This window comes from Streptomyces gamaensis (assembly GCF_042656465.1).
Classification (GTDB): Bacteria; Actinomycetota; Actinomycetes; order Streptomycetales; family Streptomycetaceae; genus Streptomyces; species Streptomyces gamaensis.
The window spans coordinates 290,824-314,718 of sequence record NZ_JBHSPB010000008.1 but is presented as its reverse complement, the minus strand read 5'-3'; the positions used below and the strand labels follow the sequence as shown (position 1 = coordinate 314,718).

Below are 23,895 nucleotides of genomic sequence, written 5' to 3'. Positions count from 1 at the left end.
CCCCTTGCGCGCGGCTACTTGGCGTTCTGGAGGGTGAAGGGCAGTTGCTGGGAGAAGAAGGACTGCTCGCCGTTGCTCACCGAGACCCCTGCCTCCGCGCTCCTGACGTCGCGGGGCGCGGAGGCGGCGACGGCGAGGCGCAGCCGGTAGGCGGCCGCGGCCCCGGGGGCGAGGGGTCCGGGGGCGGCGGGGCGCAGCGTGGCGCTCAGGCCGGGGTCGCAGCCCCCGGCCGCCAGCGGCAGGCGCTGCCAGCCCTTGCCGGGCACGTACTGCTGGAGGATCAGGTCCTTGGGGGCCAGGGAGTGGCCCTTGCCCTCGCCGTAGGCGAAGTACGCGGCGCGCAGGGCCGGATAGGCCCGGTCGGTGGTGTTCCTCACGGTGAGGGCGAACTCGCCGGCGGGGCCGCCGCGCCTGAGCGCGGCGTGCGGCTTCCAGCCGGTGACGGCGGCCTCGGGCCGGGTCGCGGTGGAGGTACGGGCCGGGGCCCGGTAGGTGTGGCCCTTGCCGTCGTCGACGGAGGCGGTGACGGTGACCTTCCCGGGCCGGTCGAGGTCCTGCATCCGCAGCGCCACGGTGTAGGGGCGGGCGCCGCTCGCGTCGGCGGTGAGGGGGAAGGTGAAGGCGCCGTGCTCGGGGCGGCTGCCCCGGCCCGGGGAGGTGCTCAGGTCGACCCACTTGCGGGTGGTGGTGTCGTAGCGCTGGACGGCCAGCGAGTCGGTGCCGAAGCCGCTGCTGGTCACGTCCAGACGGACGGTTCCCTTGGCGGCGGGGGTGCGCAGGGTGAGGCCGGAGGGCGACCACATGCCGATGGGCAGCTGCGCGGGGAGGCTGTAGGAGATGGTCTCGGCGGCGTCGCCCACGGGGGCGGACGCCGGGGGTGCGGGGTCGCCGGCCGTCCGCGCCGCCGCGTTGTCGGCGCCGCAGGAGGGGTCCGAGCGGGTGCCCGGTGCGCCGGTGGCCGCCGTCGCGGGGCCGGCGGTGGGTGCCAGCGCCGTCGAGAGCACCACCGCGGTCGCGATGACGGTGTTCCTCATGCCCGGCAACCTCCGCTGGGTGACTCTGGGTGTCATGCCGCCCCCTGTCCTCGGGTTGTGCGTACGCGCGGACGTTCCGACGTCGAAGATTCGCCGTCCGCGCCGGAGGTTCCTCCGGCGCGTGTGGATCCGGTGAAATCCCGTGGTCCTGCGGTGGGTTGACCGTGCGGCAGGCCGCCGCCCGGCCGGGTCCGAAGGAGGCCGTCCTGCGGGACGGCACGGTCGGTCCATGGGGCGCTCCGTCCTCCTCGGGCCGACGGTGCGTCAGTCGGCCGTACAGGGCGAGCATGCCCGGCCGGGCGGTGGCCGCATCAAGCCGACCCGCTGATCAGTCCCCGCGCTCCGTCAGTTGGCGCAGGGCGGCGACGAGTTGGTCCACCTCCTCGGACGTGTTGTAGAGGGCGAGGGAGGCCCGGGCGGCGCTGTCGAGGCCGTAGTGCCGCAGCGAGGGCTGGGCGCAGTGGTGTCCGGCGCGTACGGCGATGCCCTGGCGGTCGAGCCATCCGGCGACCTCGGCCGGGTCGTGGCCGGCGAGGGTGAAGGTCAGTACGGCGATCTTCTCCGGGGCGCTGCCGAGGATCTCCAGGCCGGGGACGGTCGCGAGCTGCTGCTGGGCGTAGTGCAGCAGCGCGCTCTCGTGGGCGGCGACGGCCTGCCGGTCGAAGGAGGTCAGCCAGTCGATGGCCGCCTTGAGCCCCACGACGCCGGAGATGTCGCCGGTGCCGGCCTCGAAGCAGTGCGGTACGGGCGCGAAGGTGACGCGGTCGAAGCCGACCGAGTCGATCATGTTGCCGCCGCCCTGCCACGGCGGCATGGCGGCGAGCGCCTCGGGTGTGCCGTACAGGGCGCCGATGCCCGTCGGCCCGTAGAGCTTGTGCCCGGAGAAGGTGTAGAAGTCGCAGCCCAACTCCTGGACGTCGACGGGGAAGTGGGCGACCGCCTGGGCCCCGTCGATGAGCACCTTGGCCCCGTAGCGGTGCGCGAGCGCGGTCATCTCCGCCACCGGTGGCACGGTGCCCAGCACGTTCGAGGCGTGGCTGAGGGCGACGAGCCGGGTCCGGCAGGAGAGCAGGTCCGCGAAGGCGCGCTGGTCGATACCGCCGTCGTCGCGCAGCGGGATCGGCACGAGCCGGGCCCTGCGCTCCTTGGCGAGCATCTGCCAGGGCACGATGTTGGAGTGGTGCTCCAGGGTGGAGACCAGGATCTCGTCGCCCGGCCCGAGGTCGGCGCGCCCCCAGGTCTGGGCGACGAGGTTGATGGCCTCGGTGGTGCCCCGGGTGAAGACGACGGTCCCGGGGGACTCGGCGCCGAGGAACGCGGCGACGGCGGCGCGTCCCGCCTCGTACATGTCGGTGGCCTCGCGGGCCAGGGTGTGGGCGCCGCGGTGGATGTTGGAGTTGGCGGTGGCGTAGAAGGCGGCGAGTGTCTCGATGACCTGGCGCGGCTTCTGGGTGGTGGCGCCGTTGTCGAGCCAGACCAGCGGGCGTCCGTTGACGGGGCGGTGCAGGATCGGCACGTCCTGCCGGGCCGCCTCCGGGGCGAAGCCGGGGCCGCGCGCCGCGCCCGGGGCGGGCGCGGCGGCCGGCGCGGGCGGGAGGGCCGTGCCCCGCAGCAGCGCCTCCGCCGGGGGCAGCACCGGCTGCGCCGGGGCCGCGCTCTGGGGGGTGCCCGCGCCCTGGGGCGGTGCGGTGCCCGCCACGGCCTCCACGCCGCCGGGCCACCGGAAGGGCTCAGGAGTAGTCATGGTAGCGGGAGACCTCGACGTTCTGGAGCACGGCGATGGCGTCCTCGACGAGCACCGCGGCGTTGAAGTACGCCGTCATCAGGTACGAGGTGATGCCCTTTTGGTCCATGCCCATGTTCCGCATGGACAGGCCCGGTTCGATCTCGTCGGGCACCTTCGCGGGGCGCAGGCCGACCACGCCCTGCTCGGCCTCGCCGACGCGCATCAGCAGGATCTCGGTGGTGCCGCCGCCGGGGCCGGTCAGGCGCACCTTGTCGGAGGGCAGCAGCGGGACGCCGCGCCAGGTCAGCAGCGGGCTGCCGTAGCCGGTGTCGATGACCGGGGGCACGCCCCGGCGGGTACATTCCCGGCCGAACGCGGCGATGGCCCTGGGGTGGGCGAGGAAGAAGGCCGGCTGCTTCCACACCTTGGTCAGCAGTTCGTCGAGGTCGTCGGGGGTGGGCGCGCCGGTGCGGGTCTGCACCCGCTGGCCGGGGGCGACGTTGTGGAACAGGCCGTACTCGGGGTGGTTGAGCATGGCCCGCTCCTGGCGTTCGCGCAGCGCCTGGACGGTGAGGTTGGCCTGGGCCCGGGTCTGGTCGATGGGCTCGTTGTACAGATCGGCGACACGGGAGTGCACGCGCAGCACGGTCTGGGCGAGCGTCATGTGGTACTCGCGGGGCGTGTCCTCGTAGTCGACGAAGGTGCCCGGGAGGTCGGGTTCGCCGGTGTGGCCGGCGGACAGGTCGACGGGCACCTCGCTGCCGGGGGCGGCGGGCCCGCCGGTGGTGTACGCGGCCAGCGCGGCGCGCAGGGCCTCGTCGCGGTCGGCGAGGCGGGCCAGCGCCGCGCGTTCGGCGCACAGGGCGATGCCGGGCGTCAGGGCCTGGACCCGGTAGGGCAGTGCCTGGCCGCAGGACCAGGCGCCCAGGTCGAAGAACTGGCCGTCGCCGATGACCTCCAGCAGGGCGTCCTCGCCGAAGCGGCCCGTGGCGCGCTTCTCGGCGCGGCCCTGGACGAGCACCCACAGCTTCCCGGCGGGGGCGCCCTCGGCGACGAGCTCCTGCCCGGACGCGAAGGTCACCTCCTCGAAGGCGGCGGCCAGTTCGCGCAGCAGGTCCTCGCCTGCGTCGCGCAGGAACGGTATCTCCCGGAGGTCCTCGGGGACGACGTGGTGGGTGCCGGCGTCCTCGTAGGAGCTGATCCGGTCGTCGCCGAGGACGAAGCTGCGGCGGCGGTTGACGCGGTAGACACCGGAGTCCACGTCCACCCAGGGCAGGGCGCGCAGCAGGTAGCGGGGGGTAATGCCGCGCATCTGCGGGGTGGTCTTGGTGGTCGTCGCGAGCTGCCGTGCGGCGTCCGGGGCGAGACTGAGCCTGTCGTTCACGGATACCTCCTCGAAGGCGGCGCGCGGCACGGCCGACTGCCGGCGCGCGCGGAAACGAGGTTGATCGTGATGTCGCCGGGGACGCTTCACAAGGCGCCATAATTCTGCAACAGGCTTGAAGTAAACGGCTGATGGACCCCACAGTTTCGTACAGACCCGGACCATCTCCGGCATGCCGGAGTCCGACCAGCGGCGATGGCCGGGTACGGCCGTCCGCGTCCGGGCCCGGCCGGCCTCCGTGCCACGGCTCTCCTCCACCGCAATCGACCAGATCCGATCGTCTGCGGTCGCCGGGCAGGGCGGTCAGTCGGCCGCATATGCCTTGAAGATGCGCCTGGGTTTCCTGTGGGGCGGGGTGCCTCAGCGGTGCGCGGGACCGTAGGCCGGGGGCGGCGGTGCCGTCGGCGGCGTGGGCGTGACGGGCGTCGCGGGCGGGGCACTCGGGGACGAGGCGGGCGGTGTGCTGTAACCGCCGCCGGTGGAGGGCGAGGTGTTCGGGGGCGGAGTGCCCGGCGCGGAGCTCTGCGAACTGCCCGTGCCCGGGCGGGAGACCGCCCGGTCGGTGTCACCGGTGCCGCCGGCCGGGCGCTCGAACCACCGCCCGCTGGTGGGGTCGTAGAGCGTGAGGGCCGTCAGGGGCGCGTCCGCCGGGGTGACGGCCACCGTGTTCTCCCAGCGGTAGGAGTCCCAGCCGCCTCCCCTGGCCTTGGGGGTGCCGTTCGCCGGGGAGGGCGGGCCGAGCGGGTCGCCGCACGCGCACCGCACCCGGGGCATGCCCCGGTCGTCGACCAGCACGGCCGTGCCCTTCTGCAGCACGGCCTGGAAGCCCGTGGCCGCGCCGTCCTTGAAGCCGTGGTCGGTCACCCGGGTGTCCAGGCGCAGCTGTACGGACGTCAGCGCCCGTACGTACCCGGGGATCTGTGCCGGTTCGATGCCCAGCGCGCCCGCGAAGGCGTTCGCCTTGGACCCGTCGGCGGTCAGATAGCCGATCTGGCGCTCGACGTCGCAGGACGGCGCGGAGTAGCTGCCCCCGTACAGGCCGGGCGTGGAGCCGGGGACCGTGCGGCCGGCGCCGGGGCTCGGCGGGGTGCCGGGGGCCGCCTGCGCGGCGGAGGCGCTGTAGCCCTGGGCGGTGGACCGGGTGAAGGGGTCCTGGCCGTCGGCCGTGGCGGGCTGCAGATAGACCTCGCCCGCGCCGGCGCCGCTCTGGCGGAGGAAGAAGATCGTCAGCGCGGCGGCCGCGACGAGGGCGCCGAGCAGCAGCGCGACGCGGGGCGCGGAGCTCCACCAGCGCCCCTGCCCGCCGCCGGGCGGCTCGCCCGGCGGCGGTCCGGAGGGCTCCCCGGTACCACCCGGGCGGCCGGGGCCGCCCGGGGCGGCGGGTGCGCCCGGCGGGGTGGACGGCCAGTCGGGCCGGGTGGGTTCGGGTGCTCCGGACGACGGGCCGCCGCCGTGCCCGGCGAGCGGCCCGGAGGGTGGGCCGGTGGGGCCTTGTTCTGACGGCGGTTCGGATGTCACGGCACTGCTCCTGCGGAGGAAGTCACGCCCCACCGTTGCGGGGTCTGTCCCGTTCGCCCGCCCCTTGCCCCCATTGTCGGGCGGTGGGCGAAGCCCGCAAGCCCGGGCCTGCCGCCCGACTGCGGGTTCGGAGGGGGACGCGGAGGGGACACCGAGGGGGACACGCCGTCCCCGGACCTACACCGCCCGTCCGGACTTTCATGAAGAAATAGCTGGTGTGTTGACTATTACCGAAAAGTCCGGAGACAGCGTGACCGAGCCACCCAGGGCCGCGCCCGCCGCGCACCGGGCCGCGCTGTTGTCCGTGCGCCTTTGGTGGGACGCGCTCGCCGCGGTGCTCGCCGGGCTGGCCGCGATGGCCGTGTGCGCCGCGCTCGGTCTGTGGGCCGCCGGGGCGGGCGAGCTGCCCGGCGGGTCGTTCGTCCCTGTCGTCGCGGCCGCGATGGTCGCGGCCGTCGGCGGGACCCTGGAGGTCACCGGCGGGGCGGGCGTCCTGGGCCGTACGGGCGGCGAAGTGGGCGTGGTCCCGCTGTCGGTGACGCTGTCCGGGGCGCTGGCGACCGCCGTGGTCTTCCTGCTCCCGCTGCGCCACCGCGCGGTGGCCGGCGGCGCGGAACTGGCCGGCCGCGTCGTGCGGACGGCCCTGCTGTGGCTGCTCGCCCTGCTGCTGGTCTCCTCCGCCGCCCGCCACTCCTTCCGCCTCGACCTGGGCGACCAGGTCCTCAACGGGATCGGCGAGGCGCTGGGCAGCACTCCCACGGTGGGCTTCCGCGCGGCGACCGCGTCGACGCTCGGGGTCGGCCTGCTGTGGCTGCTGGTGCTGCTGGCCGTCGCCACCGCCTGCTCCCGCAGGACCGCGCTGCCCTCGCGGCTGCTGCGCTTCCAGGACGTGGTGCGGCCCGTCGCCTTCGCGTCGGTCGTGCTGCTGCTGGGGTACGTGGCGCTGGGGCTGGTCGTGGGCCTGGTCGTCGCCGTCGGCCACGAGGAGCCCGGGCGCACGGCGGCCGTGCTGCTGCTGGGGCTGCCCAACCTCGCGTGGATCGCCTTGGGCGTGGGCCTGGGCGGGGCCTGGGAGGGGCAGGCGCCGCGCTCGATCGGGCTGCCGATGCCCGAGGCGCTGGCGGCGGTCCTGCGGGAGAACGACGGCTCCGCCCCGGCGGTCACCGTCTCCTCGCTGGCCCAGCACGACGGGCGGGCCTGGCTGCTGGTGGTGCTCGCCGCGCTCGCCCTGCTCGCGGCCGGCTTCCTCGCGGCCGTGCGCTCCCCCGCCGGGACCCGCCCGTGGCAGCACGCGCTGCGTCTCGCGGTGGCCCTCGCGCTGACCCTGCTCGTCATCGGGCTGCTCACCCGTATCGAGGCCCGCTTCGGCCTGTCGCTGCTGGGCATCGGCGATCTGGGCGGCTTCGGCGGCGAGGTGCGGCTGAGCGCGCGGCTGCTGCCGCTGGTGGGCGTCGGCCTGGTGTGGGGGCTGGTCGCGGGGTTCGCCGGCTCGCTGCTCGCCGTGCGGGTGCGGCGGCGCGGGGACGTGGCACAGCTGCCGGAGCCCAAGGTGCCCGGCTGAGGCGGTCAGCGGCGGCGCGACGGCGGGAGGACGGGGGCGGCCCAGTCGGGCGGCGGGGGCGGGGCCGTGGGGCGGCCGCTCCGCCGGGCCGGCGGAGCGGCGGGCGCCGGCCCCGGGGGCTGTGCCCCGCCGGCGCGGCGCAGCGCGGCGACGAACTGCGTGCAGCGCTCGTAGCGGTCCTCGGGCGCCTTGGCGAGTGCCTTCGCGAGCACCTCGTCGGCGGCCGCGGGCAGTCCGGGGACGCGTTCGCCGAGCCGGGGCGGCGGCTCGTACTGGTGCGCCCACAGCAGGGCCATGTCGTCGTCGCGGCGGAACGGCGGGGTGCCGGTGAGCATTTCGAAGACCACGCACCCCAGGCTGTAGACGTCGCAGCGGCCGTCGACGGGCTTGCCGGAGATCTGTTCGGGGGCGACGTAGTCGAGGGTGCCGACGAACTGGCCGACGCTGGTGAACCCGGTCAGCGACAGCGACTTCTTCGTCAGCCCGAAGTCGGTGAGGTAGACGTGCTCGGGCCGGTCGGCGTCGGTGCCCTCGGCGATCAGGACGTTGCCGGGCTTGACGTCGCGGTGCACCAGGTCGTGCGCGTGGGCGGCGTCCAGGGCGGAGGCGGTCTGGGCGGCGATGCGGCAGGCCACCTCGAACGGCAGGCGGCCCTCGCGGTCGAGCAGGGCGCGCAGGTCCTGGCCGGGCACGTAGCGCATGGCGATGTAGAGCAGGCCGTCGGCCTCGCCGGCCTCGAAGACCGGGACGATGTGCGGGTGGTCGAGGGCGGCGGCCGTCCGTGACTCGTGGTCGAAGCGGCGGCGGAAGGTGTCGTTGCGGGCGAGTTCGGGCGCGAGCAGCTTGAGGGCGACGACCCGGCCCAGGCGCAGGTCACGCGCACGGTAGACGACGGCCATGCCGCCGCGGCCGATCTCGCTCTCCACGCGGTAGCCGGCGATGCGCCGCCCGAGCAGTTCGCCGGGGCGGGCGGCGGGCCGTTCGCCGGAGGACGTCATGGCGCGCCGCCGGGCGGTGACGTCGCGGCCAGGACGGTCAGGGCGGTGCCGTCGCAGTAGCACCAGCGGTCGGCGTCGGCATCGTAGAGCCACAGCGCGTCGCCGTCGACGACGGCGCCGATCCGCAGGCCCCGGGTGCGGCCGCGGAAGGTCTCACCGTCGAGGCGGCCGGAGGCCAGGTCCTCCACGGCGCGCCGGTAGTGCCCCAGGGTGCGTTCGACGCGGGCGAGCAACTCGCGCGCGTCGGCGGTCCGTTCGGCCTCCTGGCCGGCGGCGGGCGGGGCCTGCGGCAGGGGGACGAGCAGCCGGGCGTCGACCCACGTGGTCCAGCCGTTGGCGCACTCGACCTCGCCCCAGTCGCCGCTCCTGCGGCGCAGGGTGACGGGCAGCAGCGCGTCCAGCGGCTCGGCGGGCACCAGGCCGTCCGGGGCGGTCCAGCTCGGCAGGCCGTGCGGGGGCACGACGTGGGTCGGGGCGAAGGGGGGCGGCCCGGTGGGGTACGGGGGGTGCGCTGCGGTGGCCATGCGGACTCCCGGTGCGGCTAGTTCCGCATGACGGCGGGCTCGTGACGGCGCAGCAGGCGCACGACGGCGAGGCCGAGCACGGCGGACAGCGCCACCAGCATGCCCAGGTCGAGCAGCCAGGTGCCGGTGGCGTGGCGGAAGAGCGGGTCGGCGGTCAGGCCGCCGGGCACGGTGCGGGCGAGGTCGACGGTGCCGGCCATGGCGCCCAGGGCCCAGCGCGCGGGCACCAGCCAGGCCAGCTGCTCCAGTCCGGGCACGCCGTGGAGCTTGAGCAGGGCGCCGCAGAAGACGACCTGGACGATGGCGAGGAGCACCAGCAGCGGCATGGTGACCTCCTCCTTGCGCACGAGGGCCGAGACGAGCAGGCCCAGCATCATGGCGGTGAAGGCGAGCAGGGCCACGGCCAGGGTGAGCTCCGCCAGGGGCGCGAAGAGCACGCCGCGGCCGCCGGGGGCGCCGGTGCGCACGCCGAGGAGGCCGACGAGGGTCAGCACGACGGCCTGCACGACGGTGATCGTGCCGAGGACGACCACCTTGGAGGTGACGTAGGCGGATCTGGACAGGCCGACCGCGCGCTCGCGCCGGTAGATGGCGCGTTCCTTGACCAGTTCGCGCACGGCGTTGGCGGCGCCGGTCAGGACCGCGCCGACGCACAGGATCAGCAGGGCGTTGACGGCGGTCTCGGCGGTCAGCCGGCTGCCGGCCAGGGCCCGGGTCATCGCGCCCATGACGAAGGGGAGGGCGACCATGATGACGAGGAAGGTGCGGTCGGCGGTCAGGGCGGCCGTGTATCTGCGGACCAGGGTGCTCAGTTGGGCGCCCCAGCCGGTGGCCCTCGGCGGCGCGGGGGCGGGGGGCGGGGGCCGGGCCCGGTGGGGGTGGGGCTGGACGGTGGCGGCGGCGATGTAACGCTCGTACTGCGGGGAGGCGCGGTAGCGGGCGGCCCAGTCGCGCTCCCGGTCGTTCTCGAACGCCTCGAAGGCCTCGGGCCATTGGGCGAAGCCGAAGAACCGCAGGGTCTCCCCGGGCGGCCCGTAGTAGGCGGTGCGGCCGCCGGGGGCGAGGACCAGCAGCCGGTCGCACAGGTCGAGGCTGAGCACGCTGTGGGTGACGACGACCACGGTGCGGCCGCCGTCGGCGAGGCCGCGCAGCATGGTCATCACCGAGCGGTCCATGCCGGGGTCGAGGCCGGAGGTGGGCTCGTCGAGGAAGAGCAGCGAGGGTTTGGTGAGGAGTTCCAGGGCGACGCTGACGCGTTTGCGCTGGCCGCCGGAGAGGCTGTGGATGGGCTGCTCGGCGCGCTGCCGCAGGGCGAGTTCGGCGATGACCTCCTCGACGCGGGCGAGGCGCTCCTGCCTGCCGGTGTCGCGGGGGAAGCGCAGTTCCGCGGCGTAGCACAGGGCGCGGCGCACGCTGAGCTGGGTGTGCAGGATGTCGTCCTGCGGGACGAGCCCGATGCGGGCCCGCAGTTCGGCGTAGTCGCGGTACAGGTCGCGGCCGTCGTACAGGACCGTGCCGCGGTCGGCGGGGCGCAGTCCGGTCAGGGCGCCGAGGAGGGTCGACTTGCCGGAGCCGCTCGGTCCGACGACGGCCAGCAGGCACTTGGCGCCGACGGGGAAGGAGATGTCGTCGAGGAGGGCCCGCCGCTCGCCCGGTCCGCCGCCGCGGACGGGCACGGTGACCGAGAGGTCCTGCACGTCGAGGGAGACCTCGCCGGTGTCCACGTACTCCTGGAGCCGGTCGCCGACGAGGACGAACGCGGAGTGCCCGATGCCGATGATGTCGCCGGGGACGACGGGGGCCCGCCGCACGGGATGGCCGTTGACGTAGGTGCCGTTGTGGCTGCCGAGGTCGACGATCTCGTGGCCGCCGTCGGGCAGGGCGCGCAGTTCGGCGTGGCGGCGGGAGACGACGAGGTCGTCGACGGTCAGGTCGTTGTCGGCGCCGCGGCCGATGCGCACCGTCCGGCCGGGCAGCGGGTGCACGGCGGAGGGCCGGCGGAAGGTGCCGGTGGCGGCGGGGCGGGAGACGGCGCTGGGCGCGCCGCCGCCGGGCGCGCCGGTGAGCGCGAGGGCCGGCCCGTCGTCGGGGTTGCCGAAGCGGATGACGGCGCCCGGCCCGACGTCGCACACGGTGACCCGGCGGCCGTCGAGGAAGGTGCCGTTGGTGCTGCCGGCGTCCTCCAGCGACCAGTGCCCGGCGACAGCCCGCAGTACGGCGTGCCGCCAGGAGACCCGGGGGTCGGGCAGCACGATGTCGCTCGATGGGTCGCGCCCGACCTGGTAGATCCGGCCCGGACTCATCGTCTGCGAGCCGCCGTCGGACTCGACGACGAGCTCGGGCGCGCAGGGCGCGACCGGCCGCTCTCCCATGGGTGTAGTTTACGGCGGGCCCCGGGCCTCCGCCTTCCGGCGGCGGGCGCACGGGAGCACGCGGGCGGCGGTCGGAGCGGAGGGAGGAACGGTGCGTTGACCACGGATGAGGAGTCCCGCCGCGGGCCGCTGCCGGTGTTCGTCTACGGGACGCTGCGGCCCGGCCAGGGCAACCACGGCCGGTACCTCGCGGGGCGGACGGCGGCCGAGGAACCGGCGGTGCTGCGGGGCGCGGTGCTCTACGAGGGGCCCGGCTTCCCGTACGCGGTGGAGGAGCCGGGCGGCGAGGTCCACGGCGAGCTGGTCACCCTCGACCCGGAGCGCTGGCGGACGCTGCTCGCGGCGCTGGACGCGCTGGAGGACTACGTGCCGGGACGCGCGCGCAACCACTACGTGCGCGTCGAGCGGCCGGTGGTGCGGGGCGACGGTGTCACGGTACGGGCCTGGGTGTACGTCGCCGCGCGGCCGCTGGCACGGCGGCTGGCGGCTCTCGGGGTCCGTGTGCCGGGCGGGAGTTGGCCGACGGGGCGCGAGGGGCGCTGACGCCCTCGCGGAACCGACGGCATCTCACATAGTGGACGGCCGACCTGGCCGAGCGGCCGCTCGGCCACTCCTTCGTCGACGTCAAGTCGCCGGTTGATCACGGTCGGTTGAGCCATTGTTAACAGTGCATCAACTGTTCGGACAAGGCGACCGATCCCTCTGGCCATGCCCATGCCAATGACGGCAGAGTTCCTCCGCAGAACCACAGGTTCTCGCGGTGCACGAGTGGCAGCACCGCGCGTCCGCGGCGGCCGGGCACGTCCCGAACCGCCCTCACGGCAAAGGGCGCTGAACAGTTGCGTAACTCCCCCACGATCCCCAGGCGCATCCTCACCGCGGCCGTCGCCGTGGTGGCCGCGGCCACCATGGCGGGCACCGCCGCGGCAACGCCGTCCCACTCCTCGGACAGCGCCGTACGGCCTGCGGGCGCCGCGCCGGCGGCCGCTCCGCTCTCCGCCGCCGTCAAGGCCGAGACCGTCAAGGCGGCCCGGGCCGCCGCCCTCGCGCACGCCCCGGCGACCGGCGTCGGCCGCGGCGAGACGCTCGCGGTCAAGGACGTGCTCGTCGACCCGGAGGGCAAGCGGCACGTGCGTTTCGCGCGCTCCTACCGGGGCGTCCCCGTCGTCGGCGGGGACCTGGTGGTCCACCTCGACGCGAAGCGCGCCTACCTGGGAGTGACCCGGGCCGCGCGGCACCAGGTCGCCGTCCCCAGCACGACCCCCTCGCTGTCCGCCTCCCAGGCCGCGGCGAAGGCCGCCGCGCACACCGGCGGCACCGCGGGCGGCGCCGAACTCGTCGTGGACGCCCGCGACTCCACGCCCGTCCTCGCCTACCGCGTGACCGTGGAGAAGAAGGACGCGGACGGGACCGGCCCGCTGCACAGCGTGGTCGTCGACGCCGCCTCCGGCAAGGTCGTCAGCAGCACCCCGCTCACCGACGGCTTCATATCCCCCGGCCTCCGCAAAAAGCTCAAGGACCTGGGTCAGCAGGCGGCCCCCGACACCCCGGCGCGGTCCGGCCGGCCCGCCGCCGGCGAGCGGCCGGAGCCGGGCGCGGGCTTCCCGGCCGCCGCGAACGGCACCGGCTCCTCGCTGTTCGTCGGCAGCGTGCCGCTGGTGACCACCCGGACCGCGAAGGACTCCTTCACCCTCAAGGACCCGAGCCGGGGCGACGGCGAGACCCGCACCGCGGGCGGCAAGGAGCTCAACTCCTTCGCGAGCGGTACCGCGTTCACCACCTCCGACAACCGCTGGGGCAGCGGCACCGCCGCCGACCCGGTCACGGCCGCGGTCGACGCGCAGTACGGCACCACCGCCACCTTCGACTACTACAAGAGCGTCTTCGGCCGCGACGGCATCAAGGACGACGGCGCGGGCCCGCGCGCCATGGTGCACTACGGGGACAAGGTCGACAACGCCTACTGGGACCCCGACTGCGGATGCATGCTCTACGGGGACGGCGACGGAGAAACGTTCAAGCAGCCGCTGGTGGCCCTCGACGTCACCGGTCACGAACTCAGCCACGGCGTGATCGGCGCGACCGCCGACCTCCAGCCGACCCGGGTCGACAAGGCGGGCAACCAGTTCGGCGAGGCGGGTTCGCTCAACGAGTCGCTCGCGGACATCTTCGGCACCGGCATGGAGTTTCACACGAACAACCCCGACAACCCGCCCAACTATCTGCTGGGCGAGAAGCTCGGTCTGGAGCAGACATTCCTGCGCCGGCTCGACAAGCCCTCGCTCGACACCCTGGAGGGAACCGTCGACTACTGGGACGAGGGCTCCTACGACCGTGAGGTGCACGCCGGTTCCGGCGTCTCCTCGCACGCCTTCTACCTGCTGGCCGAGGGCAGCGGCAAGAAGACCGTCGGCGGCTTCGCGTACGACTCCCCCACCTACGACGGGGCGCCGGTCACCGGCATCGGCCGGCAGAAGGCGGAGCAGATCCTCTACCGCGCGCTGACCCGGTACATGGTCTCCACCACGGACTTCCACGAGGCCCGCAAGGCCACACTCCAGGCCGCGGCGGACATCCACGGCGGGGACAGCGCGGAGTACAAGGCGGTGGACCGGGCCTGGGCGGCGGTCAACGTCACCGAGGCCAACACCCCCCGGCAGACGCCTCCGGCCGCGCGCTGAGACGACCCCGCGTCCCCCGCACCGGCCACGGCCGCCGCGGGGGACGCGGGCATACGGAGACCCGTCTGTCAGGCACCGCTCCGTGACGCCCGCTCGCCCTGCCCCTCGGCCTCCTCCAGGGACCAACTGGCCAGCAGCCGCAGGGACTCGGCCGACGGCGTCCCGGGCTCGGCGCAGTAGGTGACGATCTGCTGGCCCTGGTCGCCGGGGAGCACCAGGCTCTCGCACAGCAGCGTGAGCGGCCCGACGACCGGGTGGTGCAGCCGCTTGACGCCGAAGCACTTGTCCTGCACGTTGTGGGCGGCCCACAGCGCGCGGAACTCCTCGCTCTTGACGGACAGTTCACCGACCAGCGCGGCCAGCCTGGGGTCGTCCGGGCAGCGGCCGGCGTACAGCCGCAGCAGGGCGACGACGTCGGCGGCCTTGCCCGCCCAGTCCACGTACAGCTCGCGCGTCTCGGGCCGCAGGAACAACTGCCAGGCCATGTTGCGCTGCTGCGGGGACATCGCGGGGAAGTCGCCGAGCAGCGCGCGGGCCAGCCGGTTCCAGGCGATGATGTCCAGACGCGGGCCGAGCACGTAGGCCGGGGTGCTGTCCATGGAGTCGAGCAGGTGCTGCACCGCCGGGCGGATGCCGAGCGTACGCGCGCCGGGCGCCCTCTTCTTCGTGGACGGCCGGGCCAGGTGCTCCAGGTGCTCGCGCTCGGCGCGGGTCAGCCGCAGCGCGGTCGCGATGGCATCGAGCACGGCGGCGGAGACGCCCTGCCCCCGGCCCTGTTCGAGCCGGGTGTAGTAGGCGACACTGACACCGGCGAGCTGGGCCAGCTCCTCGCGCCGCAGCCCCGGGACGCGGCGCCGCCCGCCGTGGGGCGCCATGCCCACGTCCGCGGGGCTCAGCCGGGCCCGGCGGGAGCGGAGGAACTCACTCAGTTCGGTGCGCTGATCCATGGCCTCCAGTATGCGCGGGGGCCCCACCGCGAGGGTGACCCTGCCAGTGGTAGGCACGCGGAGCCTACGCTCACCGGAGTTCTGGCTGCTCACAGCGGTGCGACGGATGCTGGGGGCATGACCGCACAGACCACCACCACCGCTTACGCCTACGCCGCCCCCGCGCCCAAGGCGCCGCTGGAGCGGATCGCCGTCGAGCGCCGCGCGCTGGGCGAGCACGACGTGCTCATCGACATCAAGTACGCGGGCATCTGCCACTCCGACATCCACACCGTGCGGGCGGAGTGGGGCGAGGGCGGCACCTTCCCCGTCGTGCCGGGTCACGAGATCGCCGGTGTGGTCGCCGAGGTCGGCCCGGGTGTCACCCGCTACGCGGCCGGCGACCGCGTCGGCGTCGGCTGCTTCGTCGACTCCTGCCGCGAGTGCGAGAACTGCCGTGGCGGGCTGCAGCAGTACTGCACCGGCGCGACCGGCATGATCGGCACGTACGCGGCGACGGGCCGCGACGGCAAGCCCACCCAGGGCGGCTACTCGCAGCACATCGTCGTCGACGAGAACTACGTCCTGCGCATCCCCGACGCGCTCCCGCTGGACGCCGCCGCGCCGCTGCTGTGCGCGGGCGTCACCACCTACTCGCCGCTCGCGCACTGGCAGGCCGGCCCCGGCCGGAAGGTCGCCGTCGTCGGCCTGGGCGGCCTGGGCCACATGGCCGTGAAGATCGCGCACGCGATGGGCGCCGAGGTCACCGTGCTCAGCCAGTCGCTGCGCAAGAAGGACGACGGGCTGCGGCTGGGCGCGGACCACTACCACGCGACCTCGGACCCGGCCACCTTCGAGGCACTCGCGGGCAGCTTCGACCTGATCCTCAACACGGTCTCCGCAGACCTGGACCTGGGCAGCTACCTGGGGCTGCTGAAGACCGACGGCACCCTGGTGCAGCTGGGTGTCCCGGAGCGCCCGCAGGAGGTCGGGGCCTTCCCCCTGATCAGCGGGCGCCGCTCCTACGCCGGTTCGCTGATCGGCGGCATCCCCGAGACGCAGGAGATGCTCGACTTCTGCGCCGCGCACGGCATCGCCGCGGACATCGAGCTGATCCGTGCCGAGCAGGTCAACGAGGCGTACGAGCGGGTGCTGGCCAGCGACGTGCGCTACCGCTTCGTCATCGACGCGGCCACGATCTGACACGCCGCCGCGTCCCGCGCCGGGTCCGCGCCGGGTCCGCGGAGTGCCCCGGCGCCCCGCGTGGACACGGCGCGCGTGTCCCCGTACGGCGCCCGGCGGCGCACGGCTGTACGGGCACGTGCCCCGGAACGCCGTGCCGTTGTCAGTGGCCGGTGCCAGACTTGGGTCCGGGTCGGGGAAGGGCGCCGCGGTCGCGGCGGCCGGGCCCGGCGTGGATTCCGTCGAAGGGGCAATCGACCATGCTCAGCACCGACTTCATGACCGGCTCCCCCAACTGGATCGACCTCGGGAGTCCCGACACGGCGGCGTCCGCCGCGTTCTACGCCGAGGTCCTCGGCTGGGACGTGCAGTCCGCCGGCCCGGACGCCGGGGGCTACGGCCTCTTCCGGAAGGACGGCAAATCGGTTGCGGGCATCGGCCCGCTGACCGAGGAGAACGCGAGCCCGGCCTGGACGGTGTATTTCCAGTCGCCGGACGCCGACGCCACCGCCAAGGCGGTCGAGCAGGGCGGCGGCAGGGTCCGGCGGGCCCCGTTCGACGTGATGAACGCCGGGCGGATGGGCCAGTTCACCGACCCGGGCGGCGCCGACTTCGCGATCTGGCAGCCGGCCGCCGTCAAGGGCCTTGAGCTGGCGTCCGAGCCCGGCGCACTGTTCTGGGCCGAGTTGCACACGGGCGACCCCGCCGCGGCCCACGCCTTCTACCGCGGCCTGTTCGGCTGGCGCTCCCTGGAGGTGGAGATCCCGGGCATGACGTACACGGTCCTCTCCACGGCCGAGGGCTCGCAGGAGGACGCCTCCTTCGGCGGCGTCGTCCCGCTCCGGGAGGACGCCGAGGAGACGCGCTGGATGCCGTATCTGCTGGTGGAGGACGCCGACACGGTGGCCGCCCGGGTGCGGGAGTGCGGCGGCACGGTGCTCGTGCCGCCCGAGGACATCCCGCAGGTCGGCCGGATCGCCTGGTTCGCCGACCCGTTCGGCGCGGCCTTCGCGGTGATCAGGCCGCAGGGCTGAGGTGAGCGGTGGCGGTGGACGGCCCGCCGGCTGTCCACCGCTCCCGCGCCCGGCCGTCAGCGGTGCCGGGCGGCTGCCGCCGAGGCACGCGTGCGGCGGCGGCCCGCCCGCCGGGGCCTCTCACGGCCGGTCCGTCCTGTGCGGACTTCGCGGGCGGCGGACGCGCGGCCCCGAGCCGGTACGGGCGGAAGGACGAACGCCGGGCGGCCGGCGGGCCGACAGCACAGGGGCGGCCCCGCCCGAGGCTCAGCCGACGGCCGTCCGGGCCACGGAGCAGAGCCGACCGCCTGCTGCCGGCTCCCCTGCCACACCGACACCGACCACCCGGCCCGTCTGCCTGCCCCGCCGCCGGGAACCGCCGCGAACGGCCGGCCGGGCCGCACGGTTGCGCCGCCGCGATACAGGCTGGGCGCGCCGACCGAACCGACCCCAATCCTCCGCGACCCGACCCACCCACCCACCCACCACGAACGGCCGGCCGGGCCGCACGGTTGCGCCGCCGCGATACAGGCTGGGCGCCACAGGCCGGCCACCGCTCCTGCGCAGCTCCTGCCATGGCACCGCGCAGCGGCGGCGAGCCGGCCACCGGCGCACACCCATCGCGCCCTCCCCCGCCACCGGGAACCGCCCGCCGTATCCCGCGCGATACGGCGGGACCCCCGCCGGCCGGGTTCGCCGGCCGGCGGGGGTGCCCGCTGCCGTGCCGCCGCACGGCCCGGGTCAGCTCTCCGCCGCGGCCTCCTCCGCCGCCTCCGGGGCCGGGGCCGCGCCTTCCTCGGCCTCCTCCTCTTCCTCCTCCGGTGGAGCCTCGACCTGGGCGAGGACGACCTGGAGTACGGCGGCGTCGTCGTCGACGGCAAGCGTGACCCCGCGGGGCAGCGGGACGTCCGCCGCTCTGACGGTGTGCCCGGCCTCCAGGCCCTCGATGGAGACGGTGACGCCCTCGGGGATGTGGGTGGCCTCCGCCTCGACGGGCAGGGCGGCGAGGATGTGCTCCAACACATTGCCGCCCGGGGCCAGTTCGCCCTCGGTGTGCACGGGTACGTCGACGGTGACCTTCTCGCCCTTCTTGACGGCCAGCAGGTCGACGTGGACGAGGAAGCCCTTGAGCGGGTCGCGGTCGACGGCCTTGGGGATGACCAGTTCGCTCTTGCCGTCGATGTCCAGTCTGATCAGGACGTTGGGGGTCTTGAGCGCCATCCACAGCGCGTGGCCCTCGATCGTCACGTGCTTGGGGTCGGCGCCGTGTCCGTAGACGACGGCCGGGACCTTGTCCGCGCGGCGGATGCGGCGGGCGGCACCCTTGCCGAATGCGTTCCGCGTCTCGGCGCTCAGCTTCACCTCGGCCATGACTGCACTCCTCGTGATCGACAATTCGGTGGGTCCATACCCGCCCCGGCCCCCGGACCGGGCGGTGCTGCTCCAACCGGCCCAGCCTTCCCGCACCGCCGGGGCGATGCGCGCGGGCCGGGACGGGTTCCGCGATTCCCCGGCCGGCGCAGAAACGATCGGGCAGACTTTGCGGGCACCGTGCGGACACCTTCGCCACCACCCCAGGGGGGAAGCCATGAGCGCCTTGCAAGGAACCGAAGAGCCCGGCAGATCCGACGCGTTGGGCAGCATCGGGGGCATGAGCGTCCGCGGCGGGTTCAGCCGCCGACGGCTGTTACGGACGGGCCTGGCGGCCGGCGGGGCGGCGCTGGCGGCGGGACTGCTGCCCAGGATCCCCGGCCCCGACGCGCCGGACGCCGTCCCGGGCTGGGCCGCGGCGGCCGCCCGCCTGGCGGCCTCCCCCGCCCGCACCTCCCTGCCCGCGTTCCCGGAGTGGAGCCGCTACGCCCGCCTCGCGGACGGCACCTTCGACGAGGACGCCGACCCCGCCCACGACATGCAGCCGGTGATCGCGTCCCTGAAGGCGCAGAACGTCAGCGTGATCGAGCTCGACACGATCCTGTCGAACTGGCTGACCGAGGACGCCTTCCAGCAGCACATGGGCAAGGTGAAGAGCTTCGTGGAACTGGCCCACCGGGCCGGTCTGCGCGTGGTGATGTACTACCCGTCGCTGGAGGTCATCAGCGTCGGCGGGGAGAACGGCCCGTCCTTCTACAAGAACGGCGACGGCGGCGCGTGGGTGCAGCGCTCCCTGGACGGCAGGCCCAACGTCTTCTACGGGAGTCTGGTGGTGTGGGTCGACCCGGGCGACGAAAGCTGCTGGGTGAGCCCCAACTCCCCCTGGCGCGACTTCTACCTGGGCCGCATCAAGGCCCTCGCGGGCACGGGGCTGGACGCGATCTGGCCGGACGTGCCGATCTACTTCGACGGTGCCGTCAGCTGGTGCGACGCCTCGTCCTGGGCGGCGGACGCCTTCCGGGCCGACACCGGTCTCGCCCTGCCGCCCAAGGTCGACTTCGGCAGTTCCGTCTTCCGGCGCTACGTGGAATGGCGGCACCGCAATCTGCTGCGGTGGCAGCTGGACATCGCCGCCGCCGGCCGGTCGGTCAACCCGGATCTGGTCACCTTCGTCGAGACGGTGAGCATGGACTACCAGTACGCCACGACGATCGGCCTGGACGGTGCGTATCTGCGCGGGGCGGAGGGCGTCAGCCAGGTCTGGGAGGTGGACATCCTCGCCAACCACGACGGGATGCGGCACGCGACGGCCACCGACTGGACGTGTCTGATCTCGATGTACAAGTACGCGCGGGCGGCGAGCGGGACGAAACCGGCGTGGGCGTTCTCCTACGGCTGGAAGGCCGACGACGCCTCGCTGGTGATGGCCGAACTGCTGGCGGCGGGCTGCAATCCGTACGAGGTCAAGAGCCCGTACAAGAACGACACGACCGACCGGTCGATGCGCACCCGCATGTACGGCTTCGTCGCGGCGAACCAGGCGAAGCTGTTCGACGCCGCTTCCTCGGCCGTGGTCGGCGTCTACCACTCCTCCGCGTCCCGGGACTTCGTGGGTCCGTTCAACAGCGGTACCGGCATGTACGCCAACGCCAGGAAGCCGTCGGGGGTCAAGGACTGGTGGAGCGTGGGCACCCCGGACGACAGCTGCGCCCGGCAGCCGTGGCTGGGCGAGTTCCGGGGCACCGTCAAGGCGCTGGTGTACGCGCACATCCCCTTCGACACGGTGACCAGCCCCGGACTGACGGCCGCCGATCTGTCCCGCTTCCGGGTGCTGCTGCTGCCGAATCTTCAGGCCGTCTCGGACGACGAGGCGGCGGTGCTGCGCGCGTTCGTGGCGGGCGGCGGCACCGTCGTGATCACCGGGCCGGCACCCACGGCACTCGACCAGCTGGGCGCGGCCAGGAGCGAGTACGCGCTGTCGGACGTGCTCGGCTTCCGCAAGGCGGACCCGCTGCCGGTCTCCAGGCGCAACTCCTTCGGCGCGGGCACCTGCTGGTACGTCAAGTCCCTGGCCGGCCAGAGCTATCTGGTGAACACCGACCGGGCGAGCGCCGAGTCGCTGCTGGAGCCGGTGCGCGCGGCGGCCCCGGCGGCGGTGACGCTCGGCGGGGACCAGCGCGTCCACATGGAGGTGAGCAGGCTCGGCGAGGACACGGTCGTCCAGCTGGTGAACTTCACCAACTTCGGTGACACGCCTGCCGCGTTCCGCACCGTGCCCACCGTCTGCACGGTCTCGCTCGCCGTGCCGGCGGGCAAGCGGGTGGTGTCCGCGACGGTGAGCTCCCCGGACGCGGCCTCGCCCGCGCCGCAGCCGGCCGCCGTGCGCGTCACGGGGGCAACGGCCGCCGTGGAGCTGACGGTTGCGCAGTACTCCTTGCTGACCGTCACCTTCGGCTGAGCCGCCGGGGCCCGGCCGCTCAGTGGCTGCCGGGGGCGGGGATGCGCCACAGCGAGGCGGGCGCGTCGTCGTCCCCGGCATGGGACTCGAAGGCGATCCAGCGGCCGTCGGGCGACCAGCTCGGCGCGCCGTCGTAGCTCTTGTCGTTCCGCGTCACCCGCACCGGGCGGCCGCCGTCCGCGCCGGTCACGAAGATCTGCGGCAGATCGAGGCCGCCGCCGGTGGAGGAGTAGACCACCGAGCGGCCGTCGGGCGACCAGCTGGCGTCGGTGTGCTCCCCGGGGCCGTCGGTGAGCCGGCGCAGACCGGAGCCGTCCGCGTTCATCACGTACAGCGCCCAGTCGTCGCCCTGCTGCGCGCGCCGCTGGAAGACCAGCCGGTCGCCCTGCGGGGACCAGTTGGGCTGGCGGTTGTCGCTGCCGGTGGCGGGTCCGTCGATCAGCCGGGTGGCCTCGCTGCCGTCCTTGCGGACCTTCCAGATCGAGCCGTGCACGGTGCGGGCCCTGCCGCGTGCCTCGTCCTCCTTGCCTTCCTTCTCCTTGCTCTCCTGGAAGACGATCCACTGGCCGTCGGGCGAGAAGCTGGGCTCCAGATAGCCGGAGTCGCCGTCGTGCTCGGTGACCCTGGTGGGCCTGCCGCCGGGCGGCAGCACCCATACCTCGTCGCGGGCGCCGGCCCGGTCGGAGGCGAAGGCCACTCCGGCCGAGGGGTGCCAGCTGGAGCCGGGCAGATTGACCGCGGCCTTGTCCCGGTCCTCCAGCAGGGTGTCGGGCCGGCCGGGGTGCCCGCCGCCGGTCAGCGGCAGGACGCGCAAGGAGGCGGCTCCGTCGTTGTAGCCGCCCTGGAAGAGGGTGAACAGCAGGGACGTGCCGTCGGGCGAGAACGCGGGGTTCTGCGCGCTGGCCCGCCCGCCGCCCCGGTAGAGCAGTTCGGCGCCGTCGCCGCGGGATGCGCGGGAGGACGGGGGCGCCGGTGACTGCGGGGCGGGGGGCGGGGGTCCGGGCGGGGACGACTCGGACTCGCACGCCGTGAGCACGAGGAGGGACAGGACCGCCGCGGCGAACACATGTCTGCGCACCGGCCGACCCTAACCGAGTCAACTCCTCTCGTACAACGGATCGTTGGACGCGGCACTCGCGCAGCGGCCGCCCGGCCGGTGCGGCGTCAGCCGCAGCCGCCGGTGGCGGCGCGGGCCGCGCCGGGGGCGGTGACGGGCAGGAGCAGGGCCCCGCCGAGGGCGAGCGCGGCCCGGAGCACCCGCCTGCGGCCGACGGCTCTCGCCCCGGCCGCCGGGCCCGTCCTGGCGTCGGCCGTGCGCGGGTGCTGGGTGGACGGCATGGGAGGCGCCTCCTTCGCCCCGCCGCCCCTGTCCCGGTCGGGCTCCGGGTCCCCCCTCGGGGCGGCGTCGGCGACCAGAGGCTGTCCCGGAGCGGAGCGCGCCAATCCCCTCTCGCTCGAACGAGCGACCATATCGGTACGCCTGTGCAGGCGGGGACACCGGTGGGTGAACCCGGTATCAAGGGGGCCCAACGGGCGTACGGCACATACCGGTACGTCGTAGCATCGCGCCATGCCACCGAGGAACCGGCCGCCGGCCGCGCGCCGACGGCGTCCGCGGCCCGTCCGTACGGCAGCGCTCGTCGCCGCCCTGCTCGCCCTGGTGCCGTGCGCCGGCTGTGTGCAGGCGGGCGGTGCCCGGCCCGCAGCGGCGGCCGCCGCGTCGGGCACCTGGCCGCGCAGCCGGCTGCTGAAGGCCGATCCGCTCGGCCGCCACCCCGGCGTCTCGCACCCTGCCCGGCCCTCGCCCTCCAGCGCCCGGGTCGGGGCCCTCTTCGAGCGCGACCGCCGGGGCGACCACTTCTGCACGGCGAGCGTCGTGGCCAGCCCGGGCCGTTCCCTGCTGATCACGGCGGCGCACTGCGTGCACGGCGGCAGCGGCGGCGACTACCACCAGGACATCGTCTTCGCCCCGGCGTACCGCAACGGGCAGACGCCGGACGGGATCTGGGAGCCGGCCGCGCTCGTGGTGGACAGGCGCTGGGCCGCCTCCGGCGACCCGGATCTCGACGTGGCCTTCATCGTGCTCAGACCGCGCGACGGCAGACGGATCGCCGACGTGCTCGGTGCCAACCGGCTGGCCACGGGCCGGGGTTTCGTCCGCACGGCACGCGTGACCGGCTATCCGCGCAGCGGTTCCGACCCCATCACCTGCATCAACACCACGGCCCGGCACAGCGCGCGGCAACTGCGGATCGCCTGCACCGGCTACAGCGGCGGCACCAGCGGCAGCCCCTGGATCACCGACTTCGACCCCGAGCGGCACACGGGCTCGGTCATCGGGGTGATCGGCGGCTACCAGCAGGGCGGCGCGACCGACGACGTCTCCTACAGCCCGTACTTCGGCGAGGCCGTGGCCCGGCTCTACCGGCAGGCGGTGGCCAAGGAGAGCTGACCCAGGGCTGCTTGACGCGCCCTGCGGCGCGGATCCCGATCCCCTGATCGTCTGCCGCCGCTGCGGCGGGGAGGTCGACGGCCCGGCGCTCACCCCGCGTTTCCAGGTGCCCGGCCGGGGCGTCGAGGGCGCGGCCTGTAGCTCCGCGCGCGGTGCGCGCGTACGCCCCCGGCCGGATGTCGGTGGGCGGGCCTAGAATTGGCTCACTCTTCCACGAGCTCTTCCCCGGCCGGTGCGCGAGCCCGGGCCGTGTCGGAGCCCGCTGCCGGTCTGGGGGTCCGTCGTGAGCGTCTTCGCCGAGGCCATGCGGCAGCGGGTGCGGGCCGCCCGGGCCGCGCTCGCCGCGGCGCAGGCGGCCGACGACGCCTACGGGACGGCGCTGGCGGCGGACGAGCTGGAGGACGCGCTGCGCATGGCGCTCGCGCACGGCGTCGACCCGGACGGTCCCGGGGAGGCGGAGCCCTCCGGAGAGTCCGGGACGGCCGACGCGACAGGAGACGAGCGGTGACGACCGACGACACCCAGCAGCGCGCGGCCGCGACGGCACGCGACCGCCGGCGCGGCGCGGAGGACAAGAACGCCTACAACAACGTGGGCATACGCGTACTGATCTACGTCCTGGTCGGCCATCTCTTCGCGGGTTTCATCTGGCTGCTGTTCTACCTGGGCGCCCATGCCAAGTAGGACCGCCGGAG

20 protein-coding genes are annotated in these 23,895 nt (G+C 74.5%); 9 read left to right on the top strand and 11 right to left on the bottom strand.

Annotated elements, in window-relative coordinates:
* Positions 1–14 precede the first annotated feature (14 nt).
* From ACFP1Z_RS16045 to ACFP1Z_RS16030, 4 genes are all read right to left on the bottom strand, one after another.
* Positions 15–1,034: a hypothetical protein gene (locus ACFP1Z_RS16045; protein WP_390316997.1), complete on the bottom strand. Its 1,020-nt coding sequence runs from the start codon at positions 1,032–1,034 to the stop codon at positions 15–17.
* 328 nt (positions 1,035–1,362) lie between these two features.
* Entirely contained in the window at positions 1,363–2,778 is a 1,416-nt protein-coding gene (locus ACFP1Z_RS16040) for a SufS family cysteine desulfurase (RefSeq protein WP_390316996.1), read from the bottom strand.
* Positions 2,765–4,144 carry a family 2B encapsulin nanocompartment shell protein gene (locus ACFP1Z_RS16035; protein WP_390316994.1) on the bottom strand — a complete coding sequence of 460 codons (1,380 nt, stop codon included), beginning with the start codon at positions 4,142–4,144 and terminating at the stop codon, positions 2,765–2,767. The genes ACFP1Z_RS16040 and ACFP1Z_RS16035 overlap by 14 nt, the downstream gene beginning before the upstream one ends.
* A gap of 360 nt (positions 4,145–4,504) precedes the next feature.
* A complete protein-coding gene (locus tag ACFP1Z_RS16030) occupies positions 4,505–5,662 on the bottom strand; it encodes a DUF6777 domain-containing protein (RefSeq protein ID WP_390316993.1) in 1,158 nt (385 codons plus the stop codon).
* A gap of 250 nt (positions 5,663–5,912) precedes the next feature.
* On the opposite strand from ACFP1Z_RS16030, the gene ACFP1Z_RS16025 reads away from it, so the two are divergent.
* Complete coding sequence (locus ACFP1Z_RS16025; protein ID WP_390316991.1) at positions 5,913–7,223, top strand: streptophobe family protein; 1,311 nt, start codon at positions 5,913–5,915, stop codon at positions 7,221–7,223.
* A gap of 5 nt (positions 7,224–7,228) precedes the next feature.
* Here the strand turns inward: ACFP1Z_RS16025 and ACFP1Z_RS16020 are convergent, their stop codons facing one another.
* From ACFP1Z_RS16020 to ACFP1Z_RS16010, 3 genes are read right to left on the bottom strand one after another with little or no spacing between them, the layout of a single operon-like run.
* Positions 7,229–8,221 (bottom strand): serine/threonine-protein kinase, encoded by a 993-nt coding sequence (locus ACFP1Z_RS16020; protein ID WP_390316989.1) that lies wholly within the window; start codon positions 8,219–8,221, stop codon positions 7,229–7,231.
* Complete coding sequence (locus ACFP1Z_RS16015) at positions 8,218–8,745, bottom strand: hypothetical protein (protein ID WP_390316988.1); 528 nt, start codon at positions 8,743–8,745, stop codon at positions 8,218–8,220. The genes ACFP1Z_RS16020 and ACFP1Z_RS16015 overlap by 4 nt, the downstream gene beginning before the upstream one ends.
* A 17-nt stretch (positions 8,746–8,762) precedes the next feature.
* Positions 8,763–11,117, bottom strand: a complete 2,355-nt coding sequence (locus ACFP1Z_RS16010) for an ABC transporter ATP-binding protein/permease (RefSeq protein WP_390316987.1) — start codon at positions 11,115–11,117, stop codon at positions 8,763–8,765.
* A gap of 96 nt (positions 11,118–11,213) precedes the next feature.
* Between ACFP1Z_RS16010 and ACFP1Z_RS16005 the strand changes: the two genes are divergently transcribed.
* Together ACFP1Z_RS16005 and ACFP1Z_RS16000 are read left to right on the top strand one after the other, a co-directional pair.
* A complete protein-coding gene (locus ACFP1Z_RS16005) occupies positions 11,214–11,660 on the top strand; it encodes a gamma-glutamylcyclotransferase family protein (protein WP_390316986.1) in 447 nt (148 codons plus the stop codon).
* 365 nt (positions 11,661–12,025) lie between these two features.
* On the top strand, positions 12,026–13,798 hold the full coding sequence (locus ACFP1Z_RS16000) for a M4 family metallopeptidase (protein WP_390317039.1): 1,773 nt from the start codon (positions 12,026–12,028) through the stop codon (positions 13,796–13,798).
* Between the two features lie 68 nt (positions 13,799–13,866).
* Here ACFP1Z_RS16000 and ACFP1Z_RS15995 read toward each other — a convergent pair whose 3' ends face one another.
* Entirely contained in the window at positions 13,867–14,745 is an 879-nt protein-coding gene (locus ACFP1Z_RS15995) for a helix-turn-helix transcriptional regulator (protein WP_390316985.1), read from the bottom strand.
* 117 nt (positions 14,746–14,862) lie between these two features.
* Here ACFP1Z_RS15995 and ACFP1Z_RS15990 point away from each other — a divergent pair, with 117 nt between their 5' ends.
* Positions 14,863–15,927 carry an NAD(P)-dependent alcohol dehydrogenase gene (locus ACFP1Z_RS15990; protein WP_390316984.1) on the top strand — a complete coding sequence of 355 codons (1,065 nt, stop codon included), beginning with the start codon at positions 14,863–14,865 and terminating at the stop codon, positions 15,925–15,927.
* Between the two features lie 239 nt (positions 15,928–16,166).
* A complete protein-coding gene (locus ACFP1Z_RS15985) occupies positions 16,167–16,940 on the top strand; it encodes a VOC family protein (protein WP_390316982.1) in 774 nt (257 codons plus the stop codon).
* A gap of 720 nt (positions 16,941–17,660) precedes the next feature.
* Here the strand turns inward: ACFP1Z_RS15985 and ACFP1Z_RS15980 are convergent.
* Positions 17,661–18,290, bottom strand: a complete 630-nt coding sequence (locus ACFP1Z_RS15980; protein ID WP_390316981.1) for a 50S ribosomal protein L25/general stress protein Ctc — start codon at positions 18,288–18,290, stop codon at positions 17,661–17,663.
* A gap of 280 nt (positions 18,291–18,570) precedes the next feature.
* On the opposite strand from ACFP1Z_RS15980, the gene ACFP1Z_RS15975 reads away from it, so the two are divergent.
* Positions 18,571–20,748 carry a type 1 glutamine amidotransferase family protein gene (locus tag ACFP1Z_RS15975; protein WP_390316979.1) on the top strand — a complete coding sequence of 726 codons (2,178 nt, stop codon included), beginning with the start codon at positions 18,571–18,573 and terminating at the stop codon, positions 20,746–20,748.
* 19 nt (positions 20,749–20,767) lie between these two features.
* Here ACFP1Z_RS15975 and ACFP1Z_RS15970 read toward each other — a convergent pair whose 3' ends face one another.
* Positions 20,768–21,826, bottom strand: a complete 1,059-nt coding sequence (locus tag ACFP1Z_RS15970; RefSeq protein ID WP_390316978.1) for a hypothetical protein — start codon at positions 21,824–21,826, stop codon at positions 20,768–20,770.
* Between the two features lie 86 nt (positions 21,827–21,912).
* The gene (locus ACFP1Z_RS15965; RefSeq protein ID WP_390316977.1) at positions 21,913–22,086 is read right to left on the bottom strand and encodes a hypothetical protein; all 174 of its coding nucleotides are present in this window, start codon (positions 22,084–22,086) and stop codon (positions 21,913–21,915) included.
* Between the two features lie 232 nt (positions 22,087–22,318).
* On the opposite strand from ACFP1Z_RS15965, the gene ACFP1Z_RS15960 reads away from it, so the two are divergent.
* From ACFP1Z_RS15960 to ACFP1Z_RS15950, 3 genes are all read left to right on the top strand, one after another.
* The gene (locus ACFP1Z_RS15960) at positions 22,319–23,200 is read left to right on the top strand and encodes a trypsin-like serine peptidase (protein ID WP_390316976.1); all 882 of its coding nucleotides are present in this window, start codon (positions 22,319–22,321) and stop codon (positions 23,198–23,200) included.
* 283 nt (positions 23,201–23,483) lie between these two features.
* A complete protein-coding gene (locus tag ACFP1Z_RS15955; RefSeq protein ID WP_390316975.1) occupies positions 23,484–23,708 on the top strand; it encodes a hypothetical protein in 225 nt (74 codons plus the stop codon).
* Entirely contained in the window at positions 23,705–23,884 is a 180-nt protein-coding gene (locus ACFP1Z_RS15950) for a DUF6126 family protein (protein WP_390316974.1), read from the top strand. Before ACFP1Z_RS15955 ends, ACFP1Z_RS15950 begins: the two co-directional genes overlap by 4 nt.
* Positions 23,885–23,895: the final 11 nt, after the last annotated feature.